The sequence below is a fragment of the Paenibacillus humicus NBRC 102415 genome, from assembly GCF_004000905.1.
Classification (GTDB): Bacteria; Bacillota; Bacilli; order Paenibacillales; family Paenibacillaceae; genus Paenibacillus_O; species Paenibacillus_O humicus.
The window spans coordinates 53,847-75,680 of record NZ_BIMD01000004.1; the positions used below are offsets into that span (position 1 = coordinate 53,847).

A 21,834-nucleotide genomic window follows, 5' to 3' on the forward strand; every position below is an offset into this window, starting at 1 on the left:
AGCACCGCGATATCGGCGGCAGCCACGACGACGATCAATCCAGCGAGTCTGAACAGCTTGGAACCGTTCATTTCTTCTTTCCCCCCTTGCCCTGCGCCGAACGGGGCTCTCAATCTATCTTCCAATGTTTTACTAGGAAAAGTATACCATAGGTTGCGCTGCCTCTCTCTTGCAAGAAGCGAAATAATCCTCAGAGTTTTAAAATATTCCCAATCTGTCCGTTATATGTTCCGGGCCGCGCTGCAGCTCCCCGGGCCGGCTTTCCCTTCAGCGCAAAAAAAGCCGGCCCGGACCGCGTCACGGTCTGGCCGGCTTTTGGAACTTCTTGCGGTAGTCGGCCGGACTGCAGCCGGTCTCCTGCTTGAACAGCTTGGAAAAATGAGAGTCGTTGGCGTATCCGACCTGATTGGCGACGGCGCGGACCGGCAGGGAGGTGTCCTGCAGCAGCCGCTTGGCCTCCGAGAGCCGCGCCTGGATGATATAAGTGCCGAGAGGCATGCCTGTCTCCTTCTTGAACAGCCGGGCCATGTAGTCGGGATTGAGAAAGACCGTCTCCGCCAGGCTGGTGCGGGTAAGATCATGCGCGAGATGGGCATGGATATGACGGGCGACCTCGTCCGCGATGGACTTGGGATGCTCGGCGAAAGGACGGGAATGCGCCGCCGTACGGACCAGATACCGAAGGTAGCCCTGCATGTCTTCGACGGAATGGAGGGACTGGGCATGCAGCCGGTCCCCTTCCGAGCCCGCATACAGCTGATGGGCTTGAATTTCCCTGCTCTTCAGATGGGCGTAGACGATCTGGACCATATCGTGCCGGAACGGCCGTAGCACGGAAGCGCATAGAGCGTTCTCCCGCATCAGGCGCTTCAGATACGCCTCGGTTTCATCGAGAAAAGAGCCGTATGCCCCCTCGCCAAGCAGCCGCTCGAGCAAGTCCAGATTGGGCGGCATATAAGCCGCCTCCTGACTGGAGCCGCTTTCGACGAAGATCGTCTCATTGCGGTGCTTGATCCATTCCTCATTGACATGCAGCAGCTCCTTGACGGCTTTGCGGATCTCCCCGAGCGGCCGGGACGTCGCGATATGGCAGCTGCAGTCGCATTTCAGGAATTTGCGGACCTCGGATATCAGCGCGTCGCAGAGCCGCATCGGGATATCTCTGTCGGGAGCAAGCGTCCATTTCAAGATGAGCATCCAGTTGCCTTCCTTGAACTCGGAGATGGCTTCGACGGATAAGGAGGGGTGCTGAAACAGCTCGTACATGACATTGAGCAGCGCGTAGTCGAACAGCGGCTTGTCTTCGCGGCCGAGGCTGGCCTCATGCGGAAACAAGGTCACAAGCACGGGCAGGAACAGATCGCTCAGCCGGTAGGGTAGATTCTCTTCCGTGATGGCGCCTGCAGCCGCAGAAGGACTGGAGGGGAAGGCCTTGCCGGCGACGAGCCGGGTCCAGAAATCCTCCAGCACGCTCTTGCGGCTCTTTTGCCACAGCTCCCCTTCATGGATCGCCAGCTCGTTATGCTTCTGCTCGCGGGCTTTGGCGATCGCCTTCCGGATAATCAGAGTCAGCTTGTCGACCTCGATCGGCTTGAGGAAATAATCGAAGCTTTGCAGCTCGATCGCTTTCTGCGCATAGTTGAAGTCGGCGTAGTTGGTCAGAAAGATCGCCTGGACCGGGCAATTCTCCTGTCGGATCCAGGCCAGCAGCTCGAGCCCGCTGCCTTGGGGCATCTCGATATCGCAAATGAGGATCTGCACGGTATATTCCAGCAGAATCTCCCTTGCCTGCGCGACATTGTAGGCGGTATGGACATGCTCGACGTTCATCGCGCGCCAATCGATTTTGCTCTCAAGCGCCTTGACGACGAAGTAATCGTCGTCCACAAGAAGGACGTTCATGGCAGGCTTCCTTTCGGGATGGGATTAGTCGCTGCCGGCCGGGAGCGTCATCGTGATGCGGGCTCCGCCGTCGATTCCATTGGCGAAGTCGACCGTCGCCCGCTCGCGGTACATCAGCTTCAGCCGCTGCAGCGTGTTCATGATGCCGATCCGGTTGCCTCCTGTCTGATCGAGGCTCTCTCCGCTGTGCAGCCGCTCCAGGATGGGAGGCGGGAATCCGGGGCCGGTGTCCGCGATAGCGATGACGGCCATCTCCTCCTCCTCCTTTCTCTGCATCGACACCGTGATGGAGATGCTGAGCTCCCGCTCTCGCGAGACAGCATATTTGACGGCATTCTCGATGAACGTCTGGATGACGAGAGGGGGAATCTTTACGCCCGAAGCACGGTCCGGCTGGCAGATCGTATAGGACAATGCGCTCCGGTAGCGGGATCGCTGAATATCGAGATAGATTCGGGCATGCTCGATCTCGTCCTCGAGGAGGACCAGGTTGTCTCCGCTCTGGAAGATATAGCGGAAGTAGCGCGTCGTGGCCATCGACATGCTCTCGATCTCCTCGTGCATTTCCATTTGCGCCATGCTGTAAATGCTCGTCAGGCAGTTCAGAAAGAAATGCGGGTTGATCTGAAGCTTCATGTAATCCAGCTGAATCTTCTTTTTTTCCAGCTCCTGCTCGTACATTTCGATCTTGTATTTCTTGAGCTGCCTGACGAGATCCCGGAACTGCGCGTTCGCCTGCTCCAGCTCGATGATGCGGCTTCCGGCGCCTGATCCGGAGTCGCCGTCCTCGTAGATGCGGGCCAGATTGTAGGAGAAGCTCTTGACGGGCCCGAGCACCTGCTTGCGGAAGAGGAACAGGAACGCGCTGAGCGTGCAGGTGACGAGAAAGAAGAGCAGCATGATCAGCAGCTGCACAATCATGATCTTCTCGAACGCCCCGTAGTGGATGACCAGCTCGGCGGTGAAGGTGGCGTTGCTGAAGCTGCTGTCCACGACGGTCGGCGCCCGGAGCAGATTCAGCCAGAACGGCTTGCGGGCGCCGGGCGGGCTGCCGCTCTGGGGAGCGGACAGGCTGCGGCCTTCCTCGTCGACCAGCGATGCGTACCCGCTTGCCCCGAGATCCATCTGCCGGAGCGGCCGGATCATATTGTCCGCCGAGACGAGTCCGATCAGGTAGCGGTCATGGTAGGGGACGATGTTGACGATGTAGGAAATTCCCCGAACCGTAAGCGGCGTCCATTTGGAATAATAGTTTTCATAGACCCCCTTGTCTTCCGTCAGCGATCGGATCTGCTGCTTCAGCTCGAGAAAATGCCCGTAGGATATCCCCATCGGCGCGCAGTTCTGGAACAAGTCCCGGCTCTTCAAGTAATAGAAGAAGTTGTATTCCTGCTCGTAGTTTTTCGTCAGCTCGGTGAACCGCTTAAAGAGCTTCTCCTGAGCCTTCAGGAATTCGGTGCTGTTGTCCGGATAATCGTTCATGTCCGTGATCGTCTCGTCGTTGGCCAGCGTCCAGCCCATGTAATGGTTGATATAGGCGAAGTCATGGTCGATCCGGTTGACATAGAGATCGGCCGTATCCTGGACATTGCTCGTGGATTGCTGCTTGACCAGGGACATGGAGATGACGCTGATGACAAGGTCGAGCGCAAGGGCCAGGAACGAGAGGAAAACCAGCAGCCTGACATAATGGATAATCGGGTAGGGCTTTTTCCGGTTGGATGGATTCATAGGCGGGAGGCTCCAGTCCTTTCCGCGCTTCCAATCTTGAATGCGCTTTATTTCTAGTATAAAGGTTTTCGTCCAGAAAATGGATCGGATGTCGGCGGCTCGGAATGCCAAAGTCCGGATAGCGCAAAAACAAGTCCGGATAACCGCATGGAGGGAGGGATGACCGAGGGCGGATTCCTCCCGGCGCGCCTCGGAAGTCCGGATAACGGTCCTTCAGGTCCGCCGTCCGCGCCCTGGGCGGGGCTATACTGGAGGAGTTCAAGAGGGACAGCGACAGTGCCGCTGCATGGGGGGGAATGAAGATGGCATCCGGTCAAGCCGGAACGACGGGACGGACGGTCAGGCAGATCAGAAGGGGAGCGGGACTGTATGTGCTGCTGCTGCCCGCATTTATCCTGACGCTGCTTTTCGCGTACAAGCCGATGTACGGCGTCGTGATCGCGTTCAAGGATTACAGTCCTGCGCTTGGAATCATGGACAGTCCATGGGCGGGATTCAAGTATTTCGAGAAATTTTTCCAATCGTATCAATTCGACAATACGATCCGGAACACGCTGGTCATCAGCCTGTACAGCATGGCCACGTTCCCGATACCGATCGCGCTGGCGCTCATGGTGAACCAGATGCGGGCCAACCGGTTCAGACGCTTCTTCCAGACGGTGACGTACATGCCGCATTTCATCTCGACGGTCGTCATGGTGGGGCTGATGCTCATTCTGTTCTCGCCAAGCACAGGCCTGCTGGGCAATCTGTACGCGCTGTTCGGAGTGGAGCCTCCCGATCTGATGGGCTCCTCGGGCCTGTTCACCAGCGTTTATGTCTGGTCGGACGTGTGGCAGCATGCCGGCTGGGACAGCATCATCTATATCGCGGCGCTGTCGGCGGTCGATCCTAGCCTCTATGAGGCTGCGACTGTCGACGGAGCGAGCCGCTGGCAGAAGGTCCGCTTCATCGATATTCCGATGCTGCTTCCGACGGCCGTGACGCTGCTGGTATTGCGGGTCGGCGGGCTGCTCGGGGTAGGCTTTGAAAAGGTATACCTGATGCAGAACGATCTCAACATCACCTCGAGCGAGATCCTCTCCACCTATGTGTACAAGATCGGCCTGCTCAGCAGCCAGTACAGCTTCTCCTCCGCGATCAACCTGTTCAATACGGTCATCAACTTCGCCCTGCTCGTCATCGTCAATCAAATCGCCAAAAAAACAAGCAGCAACAGCTTGTGGTAAGCCGGAGGAATTCATGATGGAGACACGGAATGCCGCTGTTGCGGGCAAAACGGCCGGAGGCGTCAACACCCGCTCTTCCGATGCCGTCCTGGAGGCGGTTCTGTACGGACTCGCCGTCCTGATGCTGATCGTGCTTTTGTATCCGCTTTATTTTATCGTCATCGCCTCCTTCAGCAATCCGTCCTCGGTTGCCGGCGGCAAAGTGTGGCTCTGGCCGAGCGGCTTCACGCTGGACGGATACAAGGAGCTGCTGAAGCATGCCAACATCTGGATCGGCTACCGCAACACGATCCTGTATACGGCAGCGGGCACGGCGATCGGCCTCGCAGTCAACCTGTCTGCGGCGTATGCGCTGTCCCGCAGGGATTTGCCCGGGCGCAAGCTTCTGTCCCTTTACTTCATCTTCACGATGTTTTTCAGCGGCGGCCTCATTCCGATTTTCCTGACGGTCCGCGACTTCCATATGTACGATACCTTTCTCGTCATGGTGCTTCCCTTCTCCGTGTCGGCCTACAACATCATCGTAGCCCGGACGTTTTTCCAGACGAGCATTCCGGGCGATCTGTGGGAAGCGGCGCAGATCGACGGCTGCGGCAATCTGAGGTACTTCGCGCAGGTCGTGCTTCCGCTCTCCAAGGCGATTGTCGCCGTGCTCGGATTGTGGATCGCCGTCGGCTATTGGAACTCCTACTTCAACGCGCTGATCTATCTGAAAAATCCCGAACTGTACCCGCTGCAGCTCATCCTGCGCAACATCCTGATCACCAATCAGATGCAGTCCGGCATGGGGAGCGGGGAGGCGGCGCAGATCGCGCTCAGGCTGGCCAGCCTGATGAGGTATTCGGTCATCATCGTCTCTACCGTTCCGATCATGCTGCTGTACCCGTTCGTGCAGAAGTATTTCAATCAGGGGGTGATGATCGGCGCCGTGAAGGAATGAGCAATCGGCTTGACCGTCATGTGATCTCGCGACAACAATTAATCGGGGGGAATGAAAGATGGGTTACCGTTCCGCATCTAAAACCGTGATGGCCGCGCTGCTCTCCGGAGCTCTGCTGGTCGGGCTGACCGCCTGCAGCGGCGGCGGAGGAGACAAGGCCGCAGCTGTGAAGACCGGCGAGTTCAACAAGGAAGGCCTGCCGATCGTCAAGACGCCGGTAACGCTCAAGGCGCTGACCGTCCGCTGGGGCAACATGGGCGACACGTTCACCAAGAACCAGTGGATGATCGATCTGGAGAAAAATACGAATGTGAGGATCGAATGGCAGGTCATGTCCTCCAACGACTGGAACGAGCAGAAGTCGATCATGCTCGCCAGCGGCACGCTGCCGGACATCATTTTCGGCGATCTCGCGTTCTCGGACTCCGACATCGTCAACAATCTGAGCTACTTCCGCCCATTGGACGAATACATCGATTCCTACATGCCGAACCTGAAGGCCGCGCTGCAGGAAACGCCGGAGCTGAAAAAGCTGAGCACGTTCCCGGACGGCAAAATCTACTCCATGCCGGCAAGGCTGCCGTCCCGTCCGAAAACGAAGTTCCAGCCGGTCATCAACAAGACGTGGCTGGATAAGCTCGGCCTCAAGGTGCCGGATACGATCGACGATCTCTACAACGTGTTCAAGGCGTTCAAGGAGCAGGATCCGAACGGAAACGGCAAGAACGACGAGATTCCGTATACCGAGAAAGGGCTGAGCATGGACTTCCTCAATCCGTTCGGCATCACCGATCCGAACGGCAACAACATGCTCGTCAAGGACGGCAAGCCGGTCTATTATCCGGTGACAGAGGAATACAAGGAAGGGCTGAAGTGGGCCAACAAGCTGTATGAAGCGGGCCTCATCGACAAGGAGATGTTCACGCAGGACGCCACCATGACCTCGGCCAAGCAGCAGAACGCGGACGCGCCGATCGTCGGCTTCTCCTACCAGTGGACTCCGGACGCCGTGTTCGGCAAATGGAAGGACCAGTACGTCACGATTCCGCCGCTCGCAGGACCGGACGGCAAGCGGTATCAGTCCGGCATTCCGGTCGGCATGAGCCTGTACCGCAACGAGCTGCTCATTACGGCCTCCTGCAAGCAGCCGGAGATCGCCGCGCGCTGGGCGGACCAGTTCTACACGAACGAAGCCGGCATCCAGAACTTCTGGGGAGCGATCGGCACCGTCATCCAGAAGAACGACAACGGCACGTACACCCTGATGGACCCTCCCAGCGGCACTAGCGCCGACGCCTGGTACTGGGAGCAGTCGGTCCGCGACTTCGGACCGAAGTACGTGAGCCCTTCCTTCGAGAAGAACATCGTGCTCAATCCGAAGACCGGCGACGGCCTGAAGCTGGAGATCGACAAGCTCGGCAGCGAATACGTGACGACGCCGTTCCCGAACGTTATGTACAGCGCGGAGGAATTCCAGGAGCTGCCGACCTTGACGACCGACATCGACGGTTATGCGGCGACGATGCGCGCCCAGTGGGTGACCAAGGGCAACATCGATGCCGAATGGGATGCCTACATCAAGAAGCTGAACGACATGAAGCTGGATCAGCTGCTCAAGATCCGCACAGCCGCGTATGAACGGTATATGAGCGTGAAATAGATCGGGCGGGCCGCATCGCGGCCCGCTTTCGCTATTCCTCGGGCGAGCTCCGCCGCGCTGGATCGGGCTGGGCATATGCTGCTGGCCAAGCAAGTGAAAACGCCCCGGGACCGTTTCCATGTCCCGAGGCGCTGCTTTTGCTATGCCTTCCCTTGATTACAGGCCCTTCGCGCTCGCTCCAGTTCCAACAGCGTCGTCTTCATTTCCATCCCGCCCCGGTAGCCGGTAAGCGCGCCGCCCTTGCCGATGACCCTGTGGCAGGGCACGGCGATCAGCACGGGGTTGGCGCCGATCGCGGCGCCGACGGCCCGGACTGCGGAAGGCCTGCCGATCCGGTCCGCGATTCCGGAGTACGACTCGGTATCTCCATAAGGAATGCTCTTGAGCGCCTCCCATACCGCGAGCTGGAACGGCGTTCCGCTCATCGCGAACGGCAGCGTGAACGCATCGCGCCTGCCCTCCAAGTATTGAAGCAGCTCGTCCGCGTAGGGATGAAGCTTCTCCTCGCTTCGAACGAGCCTCGATCCCGGCATGCGGGCGCTTGTCCACGCCGTCATTTCGGCTTCCCCTCCATCCCGCGAGCCGACGAATGCCAACCCTTCTTCGGTTGCGGCCAGATGAAGCTCCCAATCTCCGTGACGGAGCTTGGACCAATAGACGATAACCTCATTTTGTGCGCTCATGAATCCGTTCCCCTTTCCTGTCGGCGGCATTCCGGCGGTAAGCAGCCGGAGTCATGCCCGTCATTTTTTTGAACAAAGTCGTGAAATAAGGCGTGTTGGGCCAGCCGCAGCGCTTGCCTACGGCAGCGACGGGCAGATCCGTGGACAGCAGCAGCTCCTTGGCGGCTTCGGCCCGAACCTGCTGGATGTATTCAACGGGCGTGACGCCCACGATTTTATGGAACGTCCGGTGGAGGTGGAACGGCGAGCCGTGGCATGCGGCCGCGAGAGCTTCCAAGGTCAGGCGCTCGGCATAATGAGCGCGGATGAATCTTTGGGCCAGGGTGATCCAGTCCTCGTCAGGCACGAGCTCTCCCGTCGGCCTGCATCGCTTGCAAGGGCGGTAGCCGGCGGCGAGCGCTTCGCCGAACGTTCGGAACAAGCCGGCGTTCTCCCGGTTCGGCAGCCTGGACCGGCAGGAAGGCCTGCAGAATATTCCGGTCGTCCTGACCGCGTAGAAAAATTCCCCGTCTCTCGAGCCGTCGCATGCTGCCACGGCTTCCCATTCACTGTCGCCCAGCAGCTGCGGCTCTCCGAGGGAGCTGCCGCCCCCGTCTTCCCGCAGCCCGAAGCCGATTGAATCCGTTATCCGCATCAGGATCACCTCCTTCATCAGTATAACGCCTTCAAGCGCGTTTGTGCGGCATCCCGGATAGGAGCGCAAGATTGCGAAACCGTCCAACTAAAAAAAGTCCCCTAAGGGACTCTCGGCCAGTCTGGCAACGTCAGGCTGGCCGGCTGCCTCGCCGGCTGCCCTTGCCGCCTAGCTTCACCGGCTGCACCGACTGCTAGGAATGGCTCGCTCCGGCTTCCCTTCAATCCCTGGCAGCTTCGTACAGGCTGGCCGCGATGCGCGCCGGAGCGGTTTTGACGGTGGACATATGGTCGCCTTCCGTTTTGATCAGCCGGAACACCCCGAGACGTCCGGACATGTGAGGATGCCAGCCGTAGCCTTCTCCTTGCGGCAGCACGCCGTCGGTCGTGAGGTACAGGTAGCTTCTCGGAATTTCGAGTCCATAGAATTTCTTCAGGTCGAGCTTCTCGAAGAGAGGTTTCGCCGGCTCCGGAACCATCCTGCTGTACAGATGATCGGCGAGTCTTTTGTCGGCCAGATTCGCGAACGTATCCCTGAACAGCGGGTACGGAAGCATGATCGTATCGTCGGGGGAAGACTGCCTGAGCTGGATGAACGATTGCTGCACGGGAGGAGGGAGCTCGTCTGCGACCGATTGGCCGTCCTTCAGGACGAACGCGTTCATGAAGATGATTCTGCGGATTCGGTCCGGCACGAGCTCGGCGGTTTTCTGAATGACGCTTCCTCCGAAGCTGTGGCCGACGAGCCGCACATCGGAGAGGCCGCAGCCCGTAATGGTTGCCGCCACCGCTCGGGTAATGGCTTCATGCGTAACGCCGGGATTATAATCCGGGCCATGACCGGGATATTCCGGCACATGGACGATGTGGCCTTGCCTTCTCAGCTCGGATGCAACCTCGCTCCAATAGCTGGCGTCCGCCCAGGACCCATGGACGAGGACAAAGGTCAGACTCGGCGCAGGCTCGCCCTGCTGGCTGCCGCTTCGGTACAGGCTGCGGATAGGAGGCAGGGGAGGATAAGCAGCCATCCAGGCGTAGGGAAACCGATCCTGCGCAAAAAAGCGTTCGGGATGCATTCGGCTCTCACTCCTTATCCGGTCCCGGCACGACGGGCCATTTGACTTTCCGGAGGCAATCGATGACCTCGTCTCCGACATGGAGGTTGCTTTTGACGAGCTGGCGAGGCGTCAGCGCCATCCACTGGTTGAGGGAAATATCCTCGAAGCGGCTGCTGCGGAACATTTCCAGAAACCAGAGCGTGGAGGTTCCGGTGTTCTGGATGTAATGGCCGAAGGCGAAAGGGACGTAGCCGACGTCGCCGGCTCTGTAATCGAAGGTCCTCGCTTTGCCGCCGGCGCCGAATACGGTCATGCGGCCCTGTCCGGCCAAGTAATACTGCCATTCATCCTGGTTGGGATGCCAATGAAGCTCGCGCATGCCTCCCGGCTTGATTTCGACCAGCGCGGCCGCGATCGTCTTGGATGCCAGGAAGTTGGTCGAATCTGCGATCCTCACGCTGCCGCCCGGTGTCGTGAGAGGAGTCTGGGCGAGCAGCGAATGCTTGAAAGGAAACGGGACGGAGCCGTATGGCGACTGAATTTCCTGGCTTTGGACGGGACCCGGCACCCGGTCGCGGTAGATGTAGACCTGTCCGGGCGGAATGGAATCGAACGCGCTCGCCGGAACGCCGAAGTTCTCGGCCAGCACGTCCTTGGGAGTATGGGCGAACCAATCGGAGATGGAGAGGGTGTTCAGATCCGAGAAATGGCCGTCGTCGAAGACGAGCAGGAATTCGCAGCCTTCCTCCAGCCCTTGGATGGAATGGGGCAGCCCCGGCGGAAAGTACCACAGATCTCCGGGACCGACGTCGGCGATGAAATTGCGGCCTTGCCAGTCGATGGCGGTAATCCGGGCGCTTCCGAGGAGCATATAAGACCATTCGGCCTGCTGATGCCAGTGAAGCTCCCGGACTCCTCCCGGAATGAGGCTCATATTGACTCCGGCAAGCGTTGTCGCTGCGGGGAGCTCCCGGATGGTCACCTCGCGCGACCAACCGCCCTGGTTCAGCTGCATATGCGCATCCGAGAAGGAGAATCTCAGATTCGGGATGAGGCCGTTGTCCGTTGGCGGGGGGACGAGCAGATCGGGATTTTGCAGATCGCGCATAAGGTTGCGGGGGCCTTTGTCAGGCCCGCCGGCTCCATCCGCTCGCATGGGCTCGGGAACCGGCATGGATTGGCGCTCATTGTTCATGGCATGGACTCCTTTTCCGGTGGCAGGCTCGGGTTCTGCCGCTATGTGCTACCTTACGCCGGCTTTCCGCCGGATATGTATCTGGCGGCAGAAGCCGAATGGAGTTAAAATGGAAGGACGTGGGAAATAGACAACCTATAATGGAACAGGAGTGAGGCTCCCTTTGTGGAAGGAATTCAAGGCGTTCGCGCTCAAAGGCAACATCCTGGATCTCGCTATCGCCGTCATCATCGGGGCGGCCTTCGGCAAAATCGTCAGCTCGCTCGTGGCGGACATTCTGACGCCGCTGATCGGCATGCTGTTCGGAGGCGTCGACGTCTCCGGGCTCAAGGCGACATTCGGAGATACTACGCTCGCCTATGGATTGTTCCTCCAGAGCGTGATCGACTTCTTCATCGTTTCGTTCTCCATTTTCCTGTTCATCCGGCTGCTCACCGGCCTCAAGCGCAAGCGGCATCATGAGGAAGAGCTGCCGAAGAGGCAGGATCCCGTCCTGACGGGCGAGGAGAAGCTGCTGATCGAAATCCGCGATTTGCTGAAGGACCGGCAGGGCAAGCTCTAGCGAGACGGAGACTCCGGCATGGGAGGCTCCGGCAAGACGGACATTCTGGTATGGCGGAGGCTTTTTGGAAGTATCGGCGCTGGGACTCGGCTGCATGGGCATGTCAAGACGGAGACTCTGGCATGATGGAAACTCCAGCATTATGGAAGCTTCAGCAAGACGGACACGCTGGCATTGCGGAGGCTGCAGCATAACGATTGGACGGCGCATGGACGGCCGGAAGGATGGGCCGCTGCCGGTTTGGCAAAATGAATGGGAGGCGAATTCTGCATGCAGAAACGGATGCTGGGAAAAGAAGGTTTGGAAGTATCGGCGCTGGGACTCGGCTGCATGGGCATGTCGGATTTCTACGGGGGCCGGGACGAAGCGGAGTCGATCTCCACGATCCACCGCGCGCTGGAGCTCGGCGTGACGCTCCTGGACACGGCGGACATGTACGGCGTCGGAGCCAATGAAGAGCTGGTCGGACAAGCCGTCAAAGGCAGAAGGTACGACGCGGCCATCGCGACCAAGTTCGGCATCCGCAGAGCGGAGGACGGGTCAAGGCTCGGGGTGAGCGGCCGTCCCGATTATGTACGCGCGGCTTGCGAGGCCAGCCTGCGGCGTCTTGGAACCGATCATATCGATCTGTACTATCAGCATCGGGTTGATCCCGATACGCCGATCGAGGAGACGGTCGGGGCGATGGCGGAGCTGGTCAAGGAAGGCAAGGTCCGCTTTCTCGGCCTGTCGGAAGCCGCTCCGGATACGATCCGACGCGCCAGCGCCGTGCATCCCATCTCTGCGCTTCAGACGGAATATTCCCTGTGGAGCCGGGATGTCGAGGACGAGATCCTCCCGCTCTGCCGCGAGCTCGGCATCGGCTTCGTTCCCTATTCGCCGCTCGGCAGAGGTTTCCTGACCGGCCAGATCCAAGCGTTCGACGATTTGCCGCAGGACGATTACCGCCGCCACTCTCCCCGCTTCCAGGGAGAGAACTTCGGCAGGAATCTGGAGCTGGTGGACCGGGTCCGCGACATTGCGGCGGCGAAAGGCTGCAGGCCTTCCCAGCTGGCGCTTGCCTGGCTGCTGTCGCAGGGCGACGACATCGTTCCGATCCCGGGGACGAAGCGCCGCAGCTATCTGGAGGAGAACATCGGAGCGGTCCATATCGGGCTGACGGACGAAGATCGGAGCCGGATCGAGGAGGTCGCCCCGCGCGGAGCGGCGCATGGCGAGCGGTACGCCGAGGACGGCATGAAAACCGTCAATCTGTAGCCATCTTCTATGCCACAAGGCTGTGAATGCTCTGGAGCAAGCAGAAGATGAGCAGGAAATGGTGTATTTAGCAGGAGATTGTAATTAATGGAGCAGGAGATTGTAATTGAACAGAAGATGGCAATCGAGCAGAAGATGGCAATCGAGCAGAAGATTGCAATCGAGCAGAAGATTGCAATAGAGCAGAAGATTGCAATAGAGCAGAAGATTGCAATAGAGCAGAAGATTGTAATTGAGCAGAAGATGGTAACTATGGGCAGGTGGTCGCGAATGCGCAGGAGTCGCGCCTCAGCCATCCATTCCTGCCGGCAAGCGAGGGTCCGATATGTGGGAATTCATCATTCGCAGAACGCTTCAATCCATTGTCGTCCTGTTGATCGTGTCCGCTTCATGCTTTTATCTGATTCATGAAATGCCCGGCGACATGTGGTCGACGATCGGAATGACGCTGGAGCAGAAGCAGCTCGTGGATGCCCGGAAGCATGCGCTCGGACTCGATCTGCCCTTTCTGGAGCAGTATTGGGCCTGGCTCAAAGGTCTCCGTCATGGAGCGCTCGGCCTGGATTACCAGATGTATCCGATCAGCGGCTACATCTGGAAGTATGCGCAGAACAGCCTGATTCTGATCGGCACCGCGTGGCTTCTTGCGCTCATGATCGCGTTTCCGCTGGCGATCTACAACAGCCGCCGGCCGGGCGGCCTGTCGGACCGGGCGGCAGCCATGCTCGCGCTTGCCGGCTTCGCCTTGCCCGCCAGCGCCGCCGGCATCTGGCTGCGTCAGCTGTTTGCCATGAACCTGCTCTGGCTTCCTCCAAGCAGCATGCATACTCCCGGAATGGAAGGGAACCTGCCGGATCTGCTGCAGCATATGGTTCTGCCCGTGGCGACCTTGATGCTGGGCATCGTCGCCGTGTATCTCAAGTTCATCCGCTCCAGCCTGCAGGAGGTGCTTCCTTTGGACTATCTGCAGACTGCCCGGGCAAAAGGCGTTCCCGAAAGACGGGTCATCCTTGTGCATGGACTCAAAAACGCCATGATCCCCGTCGTTACTCTTGCCGCGATGGATCTGCCGATGCTGGTCAGCGGCTCGGCCATCGTCGAGAACGTGTTCAATTGGGGCGGTCTCGGATCGCTGATGGTTTACGCCGCTCTTTCGCGCAACCATCCGCTGCTGATCGCCGTCATCCTCCTCGTTACCGCTCTCGTCGTCCTATTTTCCTGGATCGCGGATATGATCTATCTGCTGCTGGATCCGCGGATCCGGTTCGGCAGGAAGACGGGATAGGTGACGCGGCGCGGCCCATTCGCAAACGATGCCGTTCATTTGATTCATCCCCCCGGCCATGCCGGGTTTTTTTTGTTCGCTATTGCGCCATTCATCGCTTTGTTGTCGCAGGATTGCATTGACATAAGAGCGTTTTCATGAAAAAATGTACACGCGTACATGAGTATATATTTAAGGCAAATGAGGCTGTGGAATGACAAAAAGGACGGAAGTCGCCAAGCTCGCGGGCGTATCCGAGGCGACCGTGTCGCGGGTGCTGAGCGGGACGGGGCCGATCAAGGAGGCAACCCGGCTCAAGGTGCTGGAGGCGGCGGACGCGCTGGGTTATGTGCCTAGCGACATCGCCCGGCAGTTCGCGAAGAAGAGGAGCGGAAACCTGGGCGTCGTGCTGCCGTTCATGCCGAACGTGCCGCTCTTCTCCACCTTCTACTTCTCGCAGCTGCTCGGCGGTATCGGTCTTGCGGCCGGCGAGCGGGGGCTGAATCTGCTGCTGATCTTCCGGCAGCCGGGAGATGCAAGTCCATATGCCGGCTTGTTCCGATCCCGCAAGGCGGATGCCTGCATCGTGCTCGGTTCGAGCGGGATTCCGGGAGAGAGGGAGGCGCTGATGGAGCTGGAGACGGCCGGCTATCCCTACGCCGTCGCAGGCCAGCGGTTCGAAGGACTGGAGCATCGGACGGCAGACGGAGATCATGCCGCAGGGAGCCGGCAGACGGTAGCCCATCTGCACGGACTCGGCTGCCGCAGCATTGCCTTTGTCGGCGGTCCTGCGCAGTATTCCAACAGCGGAGACCGGTATGCCGGCTATGTGGAGGGGTTGGAGCAGGCGGATCTGCCGCTGTCGCCGCATATCGTTCTTGAAGGCAAGTACAGCCGCAAGAGCGGCCTGGCGCTTGCCTCTCGGGTAGAGGAGCTGCTGCGGAGCGGACAGGCCGACAGCGTGTATGCCGGCAACGACCGGATGGCGATCGGCATCATGCAAGGCTTGCTGGAGAAAGGGATCCAGGCCGGAAGGGATTACGCGCTCGCCGGATATGACGGCTCGGATGGAGCTTCCATGACGAGCCCGCAGCTTACTTCCGTGGCGGTCCCTTTCGACGAAGTCGGCCGGCAGGCTGCGCTGCGGGCGATCGGCGAGGCGGAGGGCGGCATCGCGCCTTCCCATGAGCTCATGCTGGCTACGAGGCTGGCGGCGAGGGATTCGACGCTGTTGTACCGCCCCGGCCGTCCATGAGGCGAAGGCAAGCAGACAACAGAATCCATTGAAGGAGATGATGTCGGTGAAGAAGATCAAGGTTGGGATGGTTGGCTACAAGTTCATGGGCAAGGCGCATAGCAATGCCTATCGCGCCCTGCCGATGTTTTTCCCGGATGCCCCTGCGGGTCCGGAGCTGAAGGTTCTCTGCGGCCGCGATGCCGCAGCCGTCGAGCAGGCCCGCGCCCAGTTCGGCTGGGAGGAAGCCGAGACGGATTGGAGACGGCTCGTCCAGCGGGACGATCTCGACCTGATCGACATCAACGCTCCGAGCGATGCGCACAAGGAAATCGCGCTGGCCGCAGCGGCAGCAGGCAAGCATCTGTTCTGCGAGAAGCCGCTCGCTCTGTCGTTGCCGGATGCGAGGGAGATGCTGGAGGCGGCCCGTCAAGCCGGAATCAAGCATATGGTCGGCTTCAACTACCGGTTCTCGCCGGCCGTGCAGCTCGTCAAGAAGCTGATCGATGAAGGACGGCTCGGCCAAATCTATCATTTCCGCGCCTGGTTCCTTCAGGACTGGATTCTGGATCCGGACTTCCCGCTCGTATGGAGGCTGCAGAAGGATATCGCCGGCTCCGGATCGCATGGCGATCTCGGCGCCCACCTGATCGACATGGCCCGTTACCTGGTGGGAGAGTTCAGCGAGGTGATCGGCATGAGCGAAACTTTCGTCAAGGACCGGCCCATCGCCGCCGAGATGACGGGACTGAGCGCCAAGGGCGACAAGGACGCTCCGCGCGGTCCGGTCACGGTCGACGACGCGACGCTGTTCCTCGCCCGCTTCGAGGGCGGCGCGCTCGGCAGCTTCGAGGCGACCCGCTTCGCGGCGGGTCATCGGAGCACCAATTCCTTCGAGATCAACGGCAGCAAAGGCAGCGTCATTTTCGATTTCGAGCGGATGAACGAGCTGCAGGTGTATTTCACCGACGATGCGGACGATGTGCAAGGCTTCCGCCGGGTGCTCGTCACCGATGCTCCGCATGCGTATATCAACGCCTGGTGGCCGGCAGGGCATACGATCGGATTCGAGCATACGTTCACGCATGAGATGCTGGAGCTGTTCACCGCCATTCATGAAGACCGCCAGCCTTCGCCGAATTTCGTCGACGGCGTCAAATGCCAGGAGGTGCTGGAGGCGGTCGACCGTTCCATCGCGGAGCGACGCTGGGTAGCCCTACAGGAAATGCAGGAAGCGTGAAGCTCGAAAACGATATGAGGAAAAAGGCGGGTGCACCATGAGAAAAGCATTGATCGTGCAGGGCGGATGGGACGGCCATCAGCCGAAAGAGGTGGCCGCGATTTTCGCGGAGCTGCTGGGCAAGGAACAATTCGACGTTGTCGTCTCGGATACGCTGGACAGCTTCAAGGACGCGGAGCTGATGATCTCGCTCGATCTGATCGTCCCGATCTGGACGATGGGCAGCATCGCTCAGGAGCAGCTGCGCCCGCTGCTGGATGCCGTGCAGGCCGGCTGCGGCATCGCCGGCTGCCACGGAGGGATGAGCGACGCCTTCCGCAATGAAGTCGAATATCAGCATATGGTCGGCGGACAATGGGTCGCGCATCCCGGCAACGACGGGGTGAGATACGAGGTGAGCATGAGCCGCCCGGACGATCCTTTGACAGAGGGAATCGGAGATTTCGAGGTTTCCTCGGAAAAATACTACATGCACGTCGATCCAGCCATCACCGTACATGCGACGACCGACTTCGACGGCGTCAAGATGCCCGTCGTCTGGACGAAGACATGGGGCCAAGGACGCGTCTACCACAATACGCTCGGACATCAGGCCAATATCGTCGAGATGCCTCCGGTGCTCGAACTGATGAGACGGGGCTTCCTGTGGGCCGCCCGTCCGCAAGCCTAGAACAACGACAGCCCAAGGAGGCCCCAATACTATGAACCCCATTAAAGTCGGCGTCATCGGCTGCGGCAACATCAGCCGCATCTATTTCACGAACCTGAAGCAGTATCCCGAGGTGGAGCTGGCGGCCTGCGCCGACATGGATCCCTCCAGAGCGCGCGCCATGGCGGAGGAATACGGCATTCCCCATGCCTATACAGTGGAAGAGCTGCTCGCAGATCCGGAGATCGGCATCGTCGTCAACCTGACGATTCCGCAGGCCCATGCCCCGGTATGCCTGGCTGCGCTGGAAGCCGGCAAGCATGTGTATGTGGAGAAGCCGCTCGCCGTCACGCGCGAGGAGGGCCGTCAGGTTCTTGAGCTGGCCGCCAGCAAAGGGCTCCGGGTGGCTAGCGCTCCCGAAACGTTCCTCGGCGGCGCCATCCAGACCTGCCGCAAGCTGATCGACGACGGAGCGATCGGCCGTCCGATCGCCGCAGTCGGCTTCATGCTGAGCGGCGGCCACGAGAGCTGGCATCCCGATCCGGCCTTCTACTACAAGAAGGGCGGCGGACCGATGTTCGACATGGGCCCGTACTATTTGACCGCTCTGGTGAATCTGCTCGGTCCGATCCGCAGGGTGACCGGCTCGGCAGTCGTCTCGCATCCGCAGCGGACCGTCCGCAGCGAGCCCAAGCGCGGAGAAGTGATCGACGTCGAGGTTCCGACCCATATCGCCGGGGTGATCGACTTCGAGAACGGCACGGTCGGCACGCTCATTACGAGCTTCGACACCCCGGTCGGGGGAACGCTGCCGAATATCGAGATTTACGGCACGGCAGGCACGCTGCTCGTTCCGGATCCCAATAATTTCGGGGGCGTCGTCCGGCTGCGCAGGCAGGGAGCCGATGCGGCGGAAGAGATTCCGCTCACGCACGGCTTCACGGACAACAACCGCGGCATCGGCGTGGCCGACCTGGCCCGCTCCATCGCGGAGGGAATTCCGCATCGCGCCAGCGGCGAGATGGCCTACCATGTGCTGGAGGCGATGCACGGCTTCCATGACGCCTCCGCCGAGGGCAGGCACTACGAGATGGTCAGCAGCTGCTCCCGTCCGGAAGCGATGCCTGAGGCCGCGGAAGCGAAGTAAGGGATGGAAGCACAGGCTGCCGGTGACTGCGGCCGATTCATCTGCCGAACAGCGCCGGCGGATTCCTCCTCCCATGCCGCTGAAAAACAAAAAGCAATCCGGAAGCCTGGCTTCCGGATTGCTTTTTTTAGTTTCCGGGATGCTGCATCGGCCTCATAGGCCGGGTTTTGAACCTAGAGAGCCCAGTTGCCGGCGCGGAAGATCGGCTCGATCTTGCCGTCCTGCGTGACGCCGTCGATGTCCATCTCCGGCGAGCCGATCATGAAGTCCTCATGGACGAGGCTGCGGTTGGAGCCGCGGGCAGCCAGCTCCTCGGGAGACAGGTCCGAGCCGCCTTCCAGGTTGACCGGATAGGCTTGGCCGAGAGCGAGATGGCAGGATGCGTTCTCGTCGTACAGAGTATTGAAGAAGGTAATGCCGGAATTCGAGATCGGGGAATCGTTCGGTACAAGCGCGACTTCGCCGAGCTGCACGGCGCCTTCGTCGGTCGCGAGCAGCTTGGACAGCGTCTCGTAGCCTTGCTCGGCGGAAAACTCGACGACTTTGCCGTCCTTGAACGTCAAGGAGAAGCCGTCGATGACCTGTCCATTGTAGTTCAGCGGCTTTGTGCTGCGAACCGTTCCGTTCACCCGGTCCTTGTGCGGCATTGTGAACACTTCCTCCGTCGGCATGTTCGGATTGAACATGACGCCGCGCGAATTTTCCTTGCTTCCTCCGAGCCAGAGATGGCCATCCGGAAGTCCGATTGTCAGCTCCGTGCCGGGAGCCGTATAGCGGAGCTCCGCATAGCGCTTGGCGTTGAGCCGGTCGACCATGGACAGCAGGGTGGCGTTATGCTCTTCCCATGCCGAGACCGGATTGTCGAGACCGATCCGGGTGGCATCGATGATTCTGTCCCACAGCTTCTCGACCGCTTCTTCTACGGGAATACCCGGGAATACTTTGGCGGACCATTCCGGAGTGGCGTAGGATACGAGCGTCCAGGCGTTCTCGTGGTTCATCAGCGCATTGCGGTAAGGAGCGAGAGCGGTTGATGCCGTCTTGGAGCTGGTCGCCATCCGGTCCGGATCGATATCGTTCAGCAGGTCCGGGTTCGGGGAGTAGATCTGGATGAAGGCGGCGCCTTCGTCGGCGAACCCTTTCATGGCATTGGCGCGCCATGCCGGATATTCCGAGAAGCTCTCCTCCGGCGCCTGCTTGAAGCGGATGCGGGTCAGCTCCTCGTCATTGTACTCGACGTGGACGTCGCGGGCACCGGCTGCATACGCTCTGGACGACACCAGCCGAACGAGAGGCGCGGCGGTGATCGGAGCCATGACGACGACTTTCTGATTCGGCTGCACGTTGACACCGACGCGGACGATAATGTCGGCGTAGTTTTCCAATTGCTGTTGAGTAGGTCGCATAGGAACCCCCATAGAAATAGAGTAGGTTGAACAGGAAATCTATTCTATTATAGTCGGTCCGGGCCAAGGTTCCAATCGGGGACCGGATGAGCGGATGCGGTTTAAAGCGTTTTCATCTTAGGCGTGGAACAAGGAGCCGCTCGGAATCAGCGACCGATGGATGATGAGGGAACGAAAAAAACCTGAAGGGACTCCGGCAGCGTCCGCCGGAGTCCCTTGCTTGTCATTCCTGCAACCTGCAATCGGCTTACGAAATGGTCCGGAGACGGATCACGTTCCAGGAAGCCTTCGGCAGGGAAGCGGCGACCTTGGAGCCGTCCACGGTCGAGCTTCCGCCCGTGCGGGGAAGGACCGTGTCGGGCCTAGCCGCTGTATTGAACGCCTTGAGATCGGGATTGTCGAGCACGATATGCTCGATCAAGGAGCATGTCCCGAAGCTGCGGAGGTCGATTTCCGTCAGCAGCTCCTCGTCCAGGCTGCGGTTGACGGCGAAGATCGTGATTTCGCCGGTTTCCTCGCGATGGACGGCGACGGACTCCAGATAAGGAACATCGGTGATTTCTTTGGTGTCGTATTTGGGAGAGCGGATCAGGGGCACGAGCGCCTGGCCGCGGCCGAAAAGGGAAGCGTGCAAGTACGGATAATAAATGCTTTGCGCCCAGGCGCTGCCTCCGTTCTCGGTCATGATGGGCGCGATGACGTTGACGAGCTGGGCGAGACAGCCGATATGGACGCGGTCGGCATGCTTGAGCAGCGAGATCAGCATGCAGCCGACGACGAGCGCATCCTCCATGTTGTAGACGTCTTCAAGCTGCGGGGGAGCGATCTGCCAAGGGTCCAGCTTGCGGTCGGATTCATTGGAATGATACCAGACGTTCCACTCGTCGAAGCTCAGGTGGATCCGCTTTTTGCTGCGCTTTTTGGCTTTGACGTAATCGCAGATCGCGACAACGCTTTCAATGAACTCGTCCATCTGAAGCGACCGCGCCAGGAAAGTGGGGGTGTCGCCTTCATGATTGCCGTAGTATTGGTGCAGCGACAGGTAGTCCACCTGGTCATAGGACAGGTCGAGCACCGTCGCTTCCCATTCTGCAAAGGTAGGCATGCCAAGGCCGGAGCTGCCGCAGGCGACCAGCTCGATGGAAGGATCGACCTGACGCATCGCCTTGGCGGCTTCCGATGCGGCTCTGCCGTATTCGGCGGCGGTCTTCTGGCCAATCTGCCATGGACCGTCCATCTCGTTGCCGAGACACCAGGTTTTGATTCCATGGGGCTCCTTATAGCCGTGGGAAATCCTCAGATCGCTCCAATAGCTGCCTCCCGGATGGTTGGCGTATTCGATCGCCTGCCGGGCATCCTCCATGCCCTGGGTGCCGAGATTGATCGCCCACATGACATCGGTTCCGGCCGCCTTCGCCCAGTCGGCGAATTCGTTCATGCCGACGAGATTCGGCTCCACCGTGCGCCATGCCAGCTCCAGCCGGCTCGGACGGCTGTCCCGGGGGCCGATGCCATCCTTCCAGTCATAGGCTGACACGAAGTTGCCCCCCGGATAGCGGACAATCGGTACCTGGAGCTTCTTCACCATGTCCAGGACGTCCCGGCGGAAGCCGCTGCTGTCCGCGAGAGGATGTTCCGGCTCATAGATGCCGCCGTAGACGGCTCGGCCCAGATGCTCGATAAAAGAACCGTAAAGCCGGTCGTCCACGCGGCCGATGACAAAATCCCTGTCGACAGCCATTTTTGCTTGAAGAGCCATTCGCCTGCACCTCGTTCGCATCGATTTGGTCTATATAAATTGAACGGAAACGAACAGGGGCCGCTGCGCAGATGGAATGCTCTTCCGATCGCTGTTAGACCCGGATTTCTCGAAAAAATCCCTATGAATAGGGGATATACGGGTTAAAGGCGAACGCTTCAAGTTTTCGGAGAAAAACGCTTCGTAAGCTCTGCTTCTCCAGAAATCATTCCATCGACTCCGCTCGATCAAATGTTCGCTTTATATAGAAGGGTTTGTTTTCCAGCCTTATCATAGCTCATCCAA

19 protein-coding genes are annotated in these 21,834 nt (G+C 59.6%); 11 read left to right on the forward strand and 8 right to left on the reverse strand.

Annotated features, from left to right (window positions below; translation table 11 throughout):
• Positions 1–297: 297 nt before the first annotated feature.
• Together PHU01S_RS04345 and PHU01S_RS04350 are read right to left on the reverse strand one after the other, a co-directional pair.
• Positions 298–1,902, reverse strand: coding sequence for a helix-turn-helix domain-containing protein (locus PHU01S_RS04345; RefSeq protein ID WP_048743787.1), 1,605 nt, complete (start codon positions 1,900–1,902; stop codon positions 298–300).
• Positions 1,903–1,926: 24 nt separating this feature from the next.
• Positions 1,927–3,633 carry a sensor histidine kinase gene (locus PHU01S_RS04350; protein ID WP_048743788.1) on the reverse strand — a complete coding sequence of 569 codons (1,707 nt, stop codon included), beginning with the start codon at positions 3,631–3,633 and terminating at the stop codon, positions 1,927–1,929.
• A 302-nt stretch (positions 3,634–3,935) separates the two neighbouring features.
• Between PHU01S_RS04350 and PHU01S_RS04355 the strand changes: the two genes are divergently transcribed.
• The 3 genes from PHU01S_RS04355 to PHU01S_RS04365 are packed head-to-tail and all read left to right on the forward strand — an operon-like array spanning position 3,936 to position 7,462.
• Positions 3,936–4,862: an ABC transporter permease gene (locus PHU01S_RS04355; RefSeq protein ID WP_048743883.1), complete on the forward strand. Its 927-nt coding sequence runs from the start codon at positions 3,936–3,938 to the stop codon at positions 4,860–4,862.
• A gap of 13 nt (positions 4,863–4,875) precedes the next feature.
• The gene (locus PHU01S_RS04360; RefSeq protein ID WP_232312738.1) at positions 4,876–5,802 is read left to right on the forward strand and encodes a carbohydrate ABC transporter permease; all 927 of its coding nucleotides are present in this window, start codon (positions 4,876–4,878) and stop codon (positions 5,800–5,802) included.
• A gap of 58 nt (positions 5,803–5,860) precedes the next feature.
• Entirely contained in the window at positions 5,861–7,462 is a 1,602-nt protein-coding gene (locus tag PHU01S_RS04365; RefSeq protein ID WP_021879658.1) for a type 2 periplasmic-binding domain-containing protein, read from the forward strand.
• A 140-nt stretch (positions 7,463–7,602) separates the two neighbouring features.
• On the opposite strand, the gene PHU01S_RS04370 is transcribed toward PHU01S_RS04365, so the two are convergent.
• The 4 genes from PHU01S_RS04370 to PHU01S_RS04385 all read right to left on the reverse strand — a co-directional run bounded on the left by PHU01S_RS04370 (position 7,603) and on the right by PHU01S_RS04385 (position 11,031).
• On the reverse strand, positions 7,603–8,145 hold the full coding sequence (locus tag PHU01S_RS04370) for a methylated-DNA--[protein]-cysteine S-methyltransferase (protein ID WP_127506352.1): 543 nt from the start codon (positions 8,143–8,145) through the stop codon (positions 7,603–7,605).
• Positions 8,129–8,779: a bifunctional transcriptional activator/DNA repair enzyme AdaA gene (locus PHU01S_RS04375; RefSeq protein ID WP_083436655.1), complete on the reverse strand. Its 651-nt coding sequence runs from the start codon at positions 8,777–8,779 to the stop codon at positions 8,129–8,131. The genes PHU01S_RS04370 and PHU01S_RS04375 overlap by 17 nt, the downstream gene beginning before the upstream one ends.
• 220 nt (positions 8,780–8,999) lie before the next feature.
• Positions 9,000–9,854 (reverse strand): alpha/beta fold hydrolase, encoded by an 855-nt coding sequence (locus PHU01S_RS04380; protein WP_246029146.1) that lies wholly within the window; start codon positions 9,852–9,854, stop codon positions 9,000–9,002.
• 7 nt (positions 9,855–9,861) lie between these two features.
• Entirely contained in the window at positions 9,862–11,031 is a 1,170-nt protein-coding gene (locus tag PHU01S_RS04385) for an oxalate decarboxylase family bicupin (protein ID WP_048749845.1), read from the reverse strand.
• A gap of 163 nt (positions 11,032–11,194) precedes the next feature.
• Between PHU01S_RS04385 and mscL the strand changes: the two genes are divergently transcribed.
• The 8 genes from mscL to PHU01S_RS04425 all read left to right on the forward strand — a co-directional run bounded on the left by mscL (position 11,195) and on the right by PHU01S_RS04425 (position 18,384).
• Positions 11,195–11,593 (forward strand): large conductance mechanosensitive channel protein MscL, encoded by a 399-nt coding sequence (gene mscL / locus PHU01S_RS04390; protein WP_048749843.1) that lies wholly within the window; start codon positions 11,195–11,197, stop codon positions 11,591–11,593.
• A gap of 270 nt (positions 11,594–11,863) precedes the next feature.
• Positions 11,864–12,850 (forward strand): aldo/keto reductase, encoded by a 987-nt coding sequence (locus tag PHU01S_RS04395; protein WP_127506354.1) that lies wholly within the window; start codon positions 11,864–11,866, stop codon positions 12,848–12,850.
• Positions 12,851–12,937: 87 nt separating this feature from the next.
• A complete protein-coding gene (locus PHU01S_RS04400; protein ID WP_127506356.1) occupies positions 12,938–13,261 on the forward strand; it encodes a hypothetical protein in 324 nt (107 codons plus the stop codon).
• Complete coding sequence (locus tag PHU01S_RS04405) at positions 13,230–14,135, forward strand: ABC transporter permease (RefSeq protein WP_218032412.1); 906 nt, start codon at positions 13,230–13,232, stop codon at positions 14,133–14,135. The genes PHU01S_RS04400 and PHU01S_RS04405 overlap by 32 nt, the downstream gene beginning before the upstream one ends.
• Before the next feature lie 193 nt (positions 14,136–14,328).
• Positions 14,329–15,369, forward strand: coding sequence for a LacI family DNA-binding transcriptional regulator (locus PHU01S_RS04410; protein ID WP_048749839.1), 1,041 nt, complete (start codon positions 14,329–14,331; stop codon positions 15,367–15,369).
• 67 nt (positions 15,370–15,436) lie between these two features.
• Positions 15,437–16,588 (forward strand): Gfo/Idh/MocA family protein, encoded by a 1,152-nt coding sequence (locus PHU01S_RS04415; protein WP_373864520.1) that lies wholly within the window; start codon positions 15,437–15,439, stop codon positions 16,586–16,588.
• Positions 16,589–16,625: 37 nt separating this feature from the next.
• The gene (locus PHU01S_RS04420) at positions 16,626–17,258 is read left to right on the forward strand and encodes a ThuA domain-containing protein (protein ID WP_127506361.1); all 633 of its coding nucleotides are present in this window, start codon (positions 16,626–16,628) and stop codon (positions 17,256–17,258) included.
• A gap of 31 nt (positions 17,259–17,289) precedes the next feature.
• A complete protein-coding gene (locus PHU01S_RS04425; protein WP_021881291.1) occupies positions 17,290–18,384 on the forward strand; it encodes a Gfo/Idh/MocA family protein in 1,095 nt (364 codons plus the stop codon).
• A 173-nt stretch (positions 18,385–18,557) separates the two neighbouring features.
• On the opposite strand, the gene PHU01S_RS04430 is transcribed toward PHU01S_RS04425, so the two are convergent.
• Both PHU01S_RS04430 and arfA read right to left on the reverse strand, forming a co-directional pair.
• Positions 18,558–19,790: an aminopeptidase gene (locus tag PHU01S_RS04430; RefSeq protein ID WP_048749833.1), complete on the reverse strand. Its 1,233-nt coding sequence runs from the start codon at positions 19,788–19,790 to the stop codon at positions 18,558–18,560.
• A gap of 247 nt (positions 19,791–20,037) precedes the next feature.
• Positions 20,038–21,549 (reverse strand): arabinosylfuranosidase ArfA, encoded by a 1,512-nt coding sequence (arfA, locus tag PHU01S_RS04435; RefSeq protein WP_049867768.1) that lies wholly within the window; start codon positions 21,547–21,549, stop codon positions 20,038–20,040.
• Between the last annotated feature and the right edge of the window lie 285 nt (positions 21,550–21,834).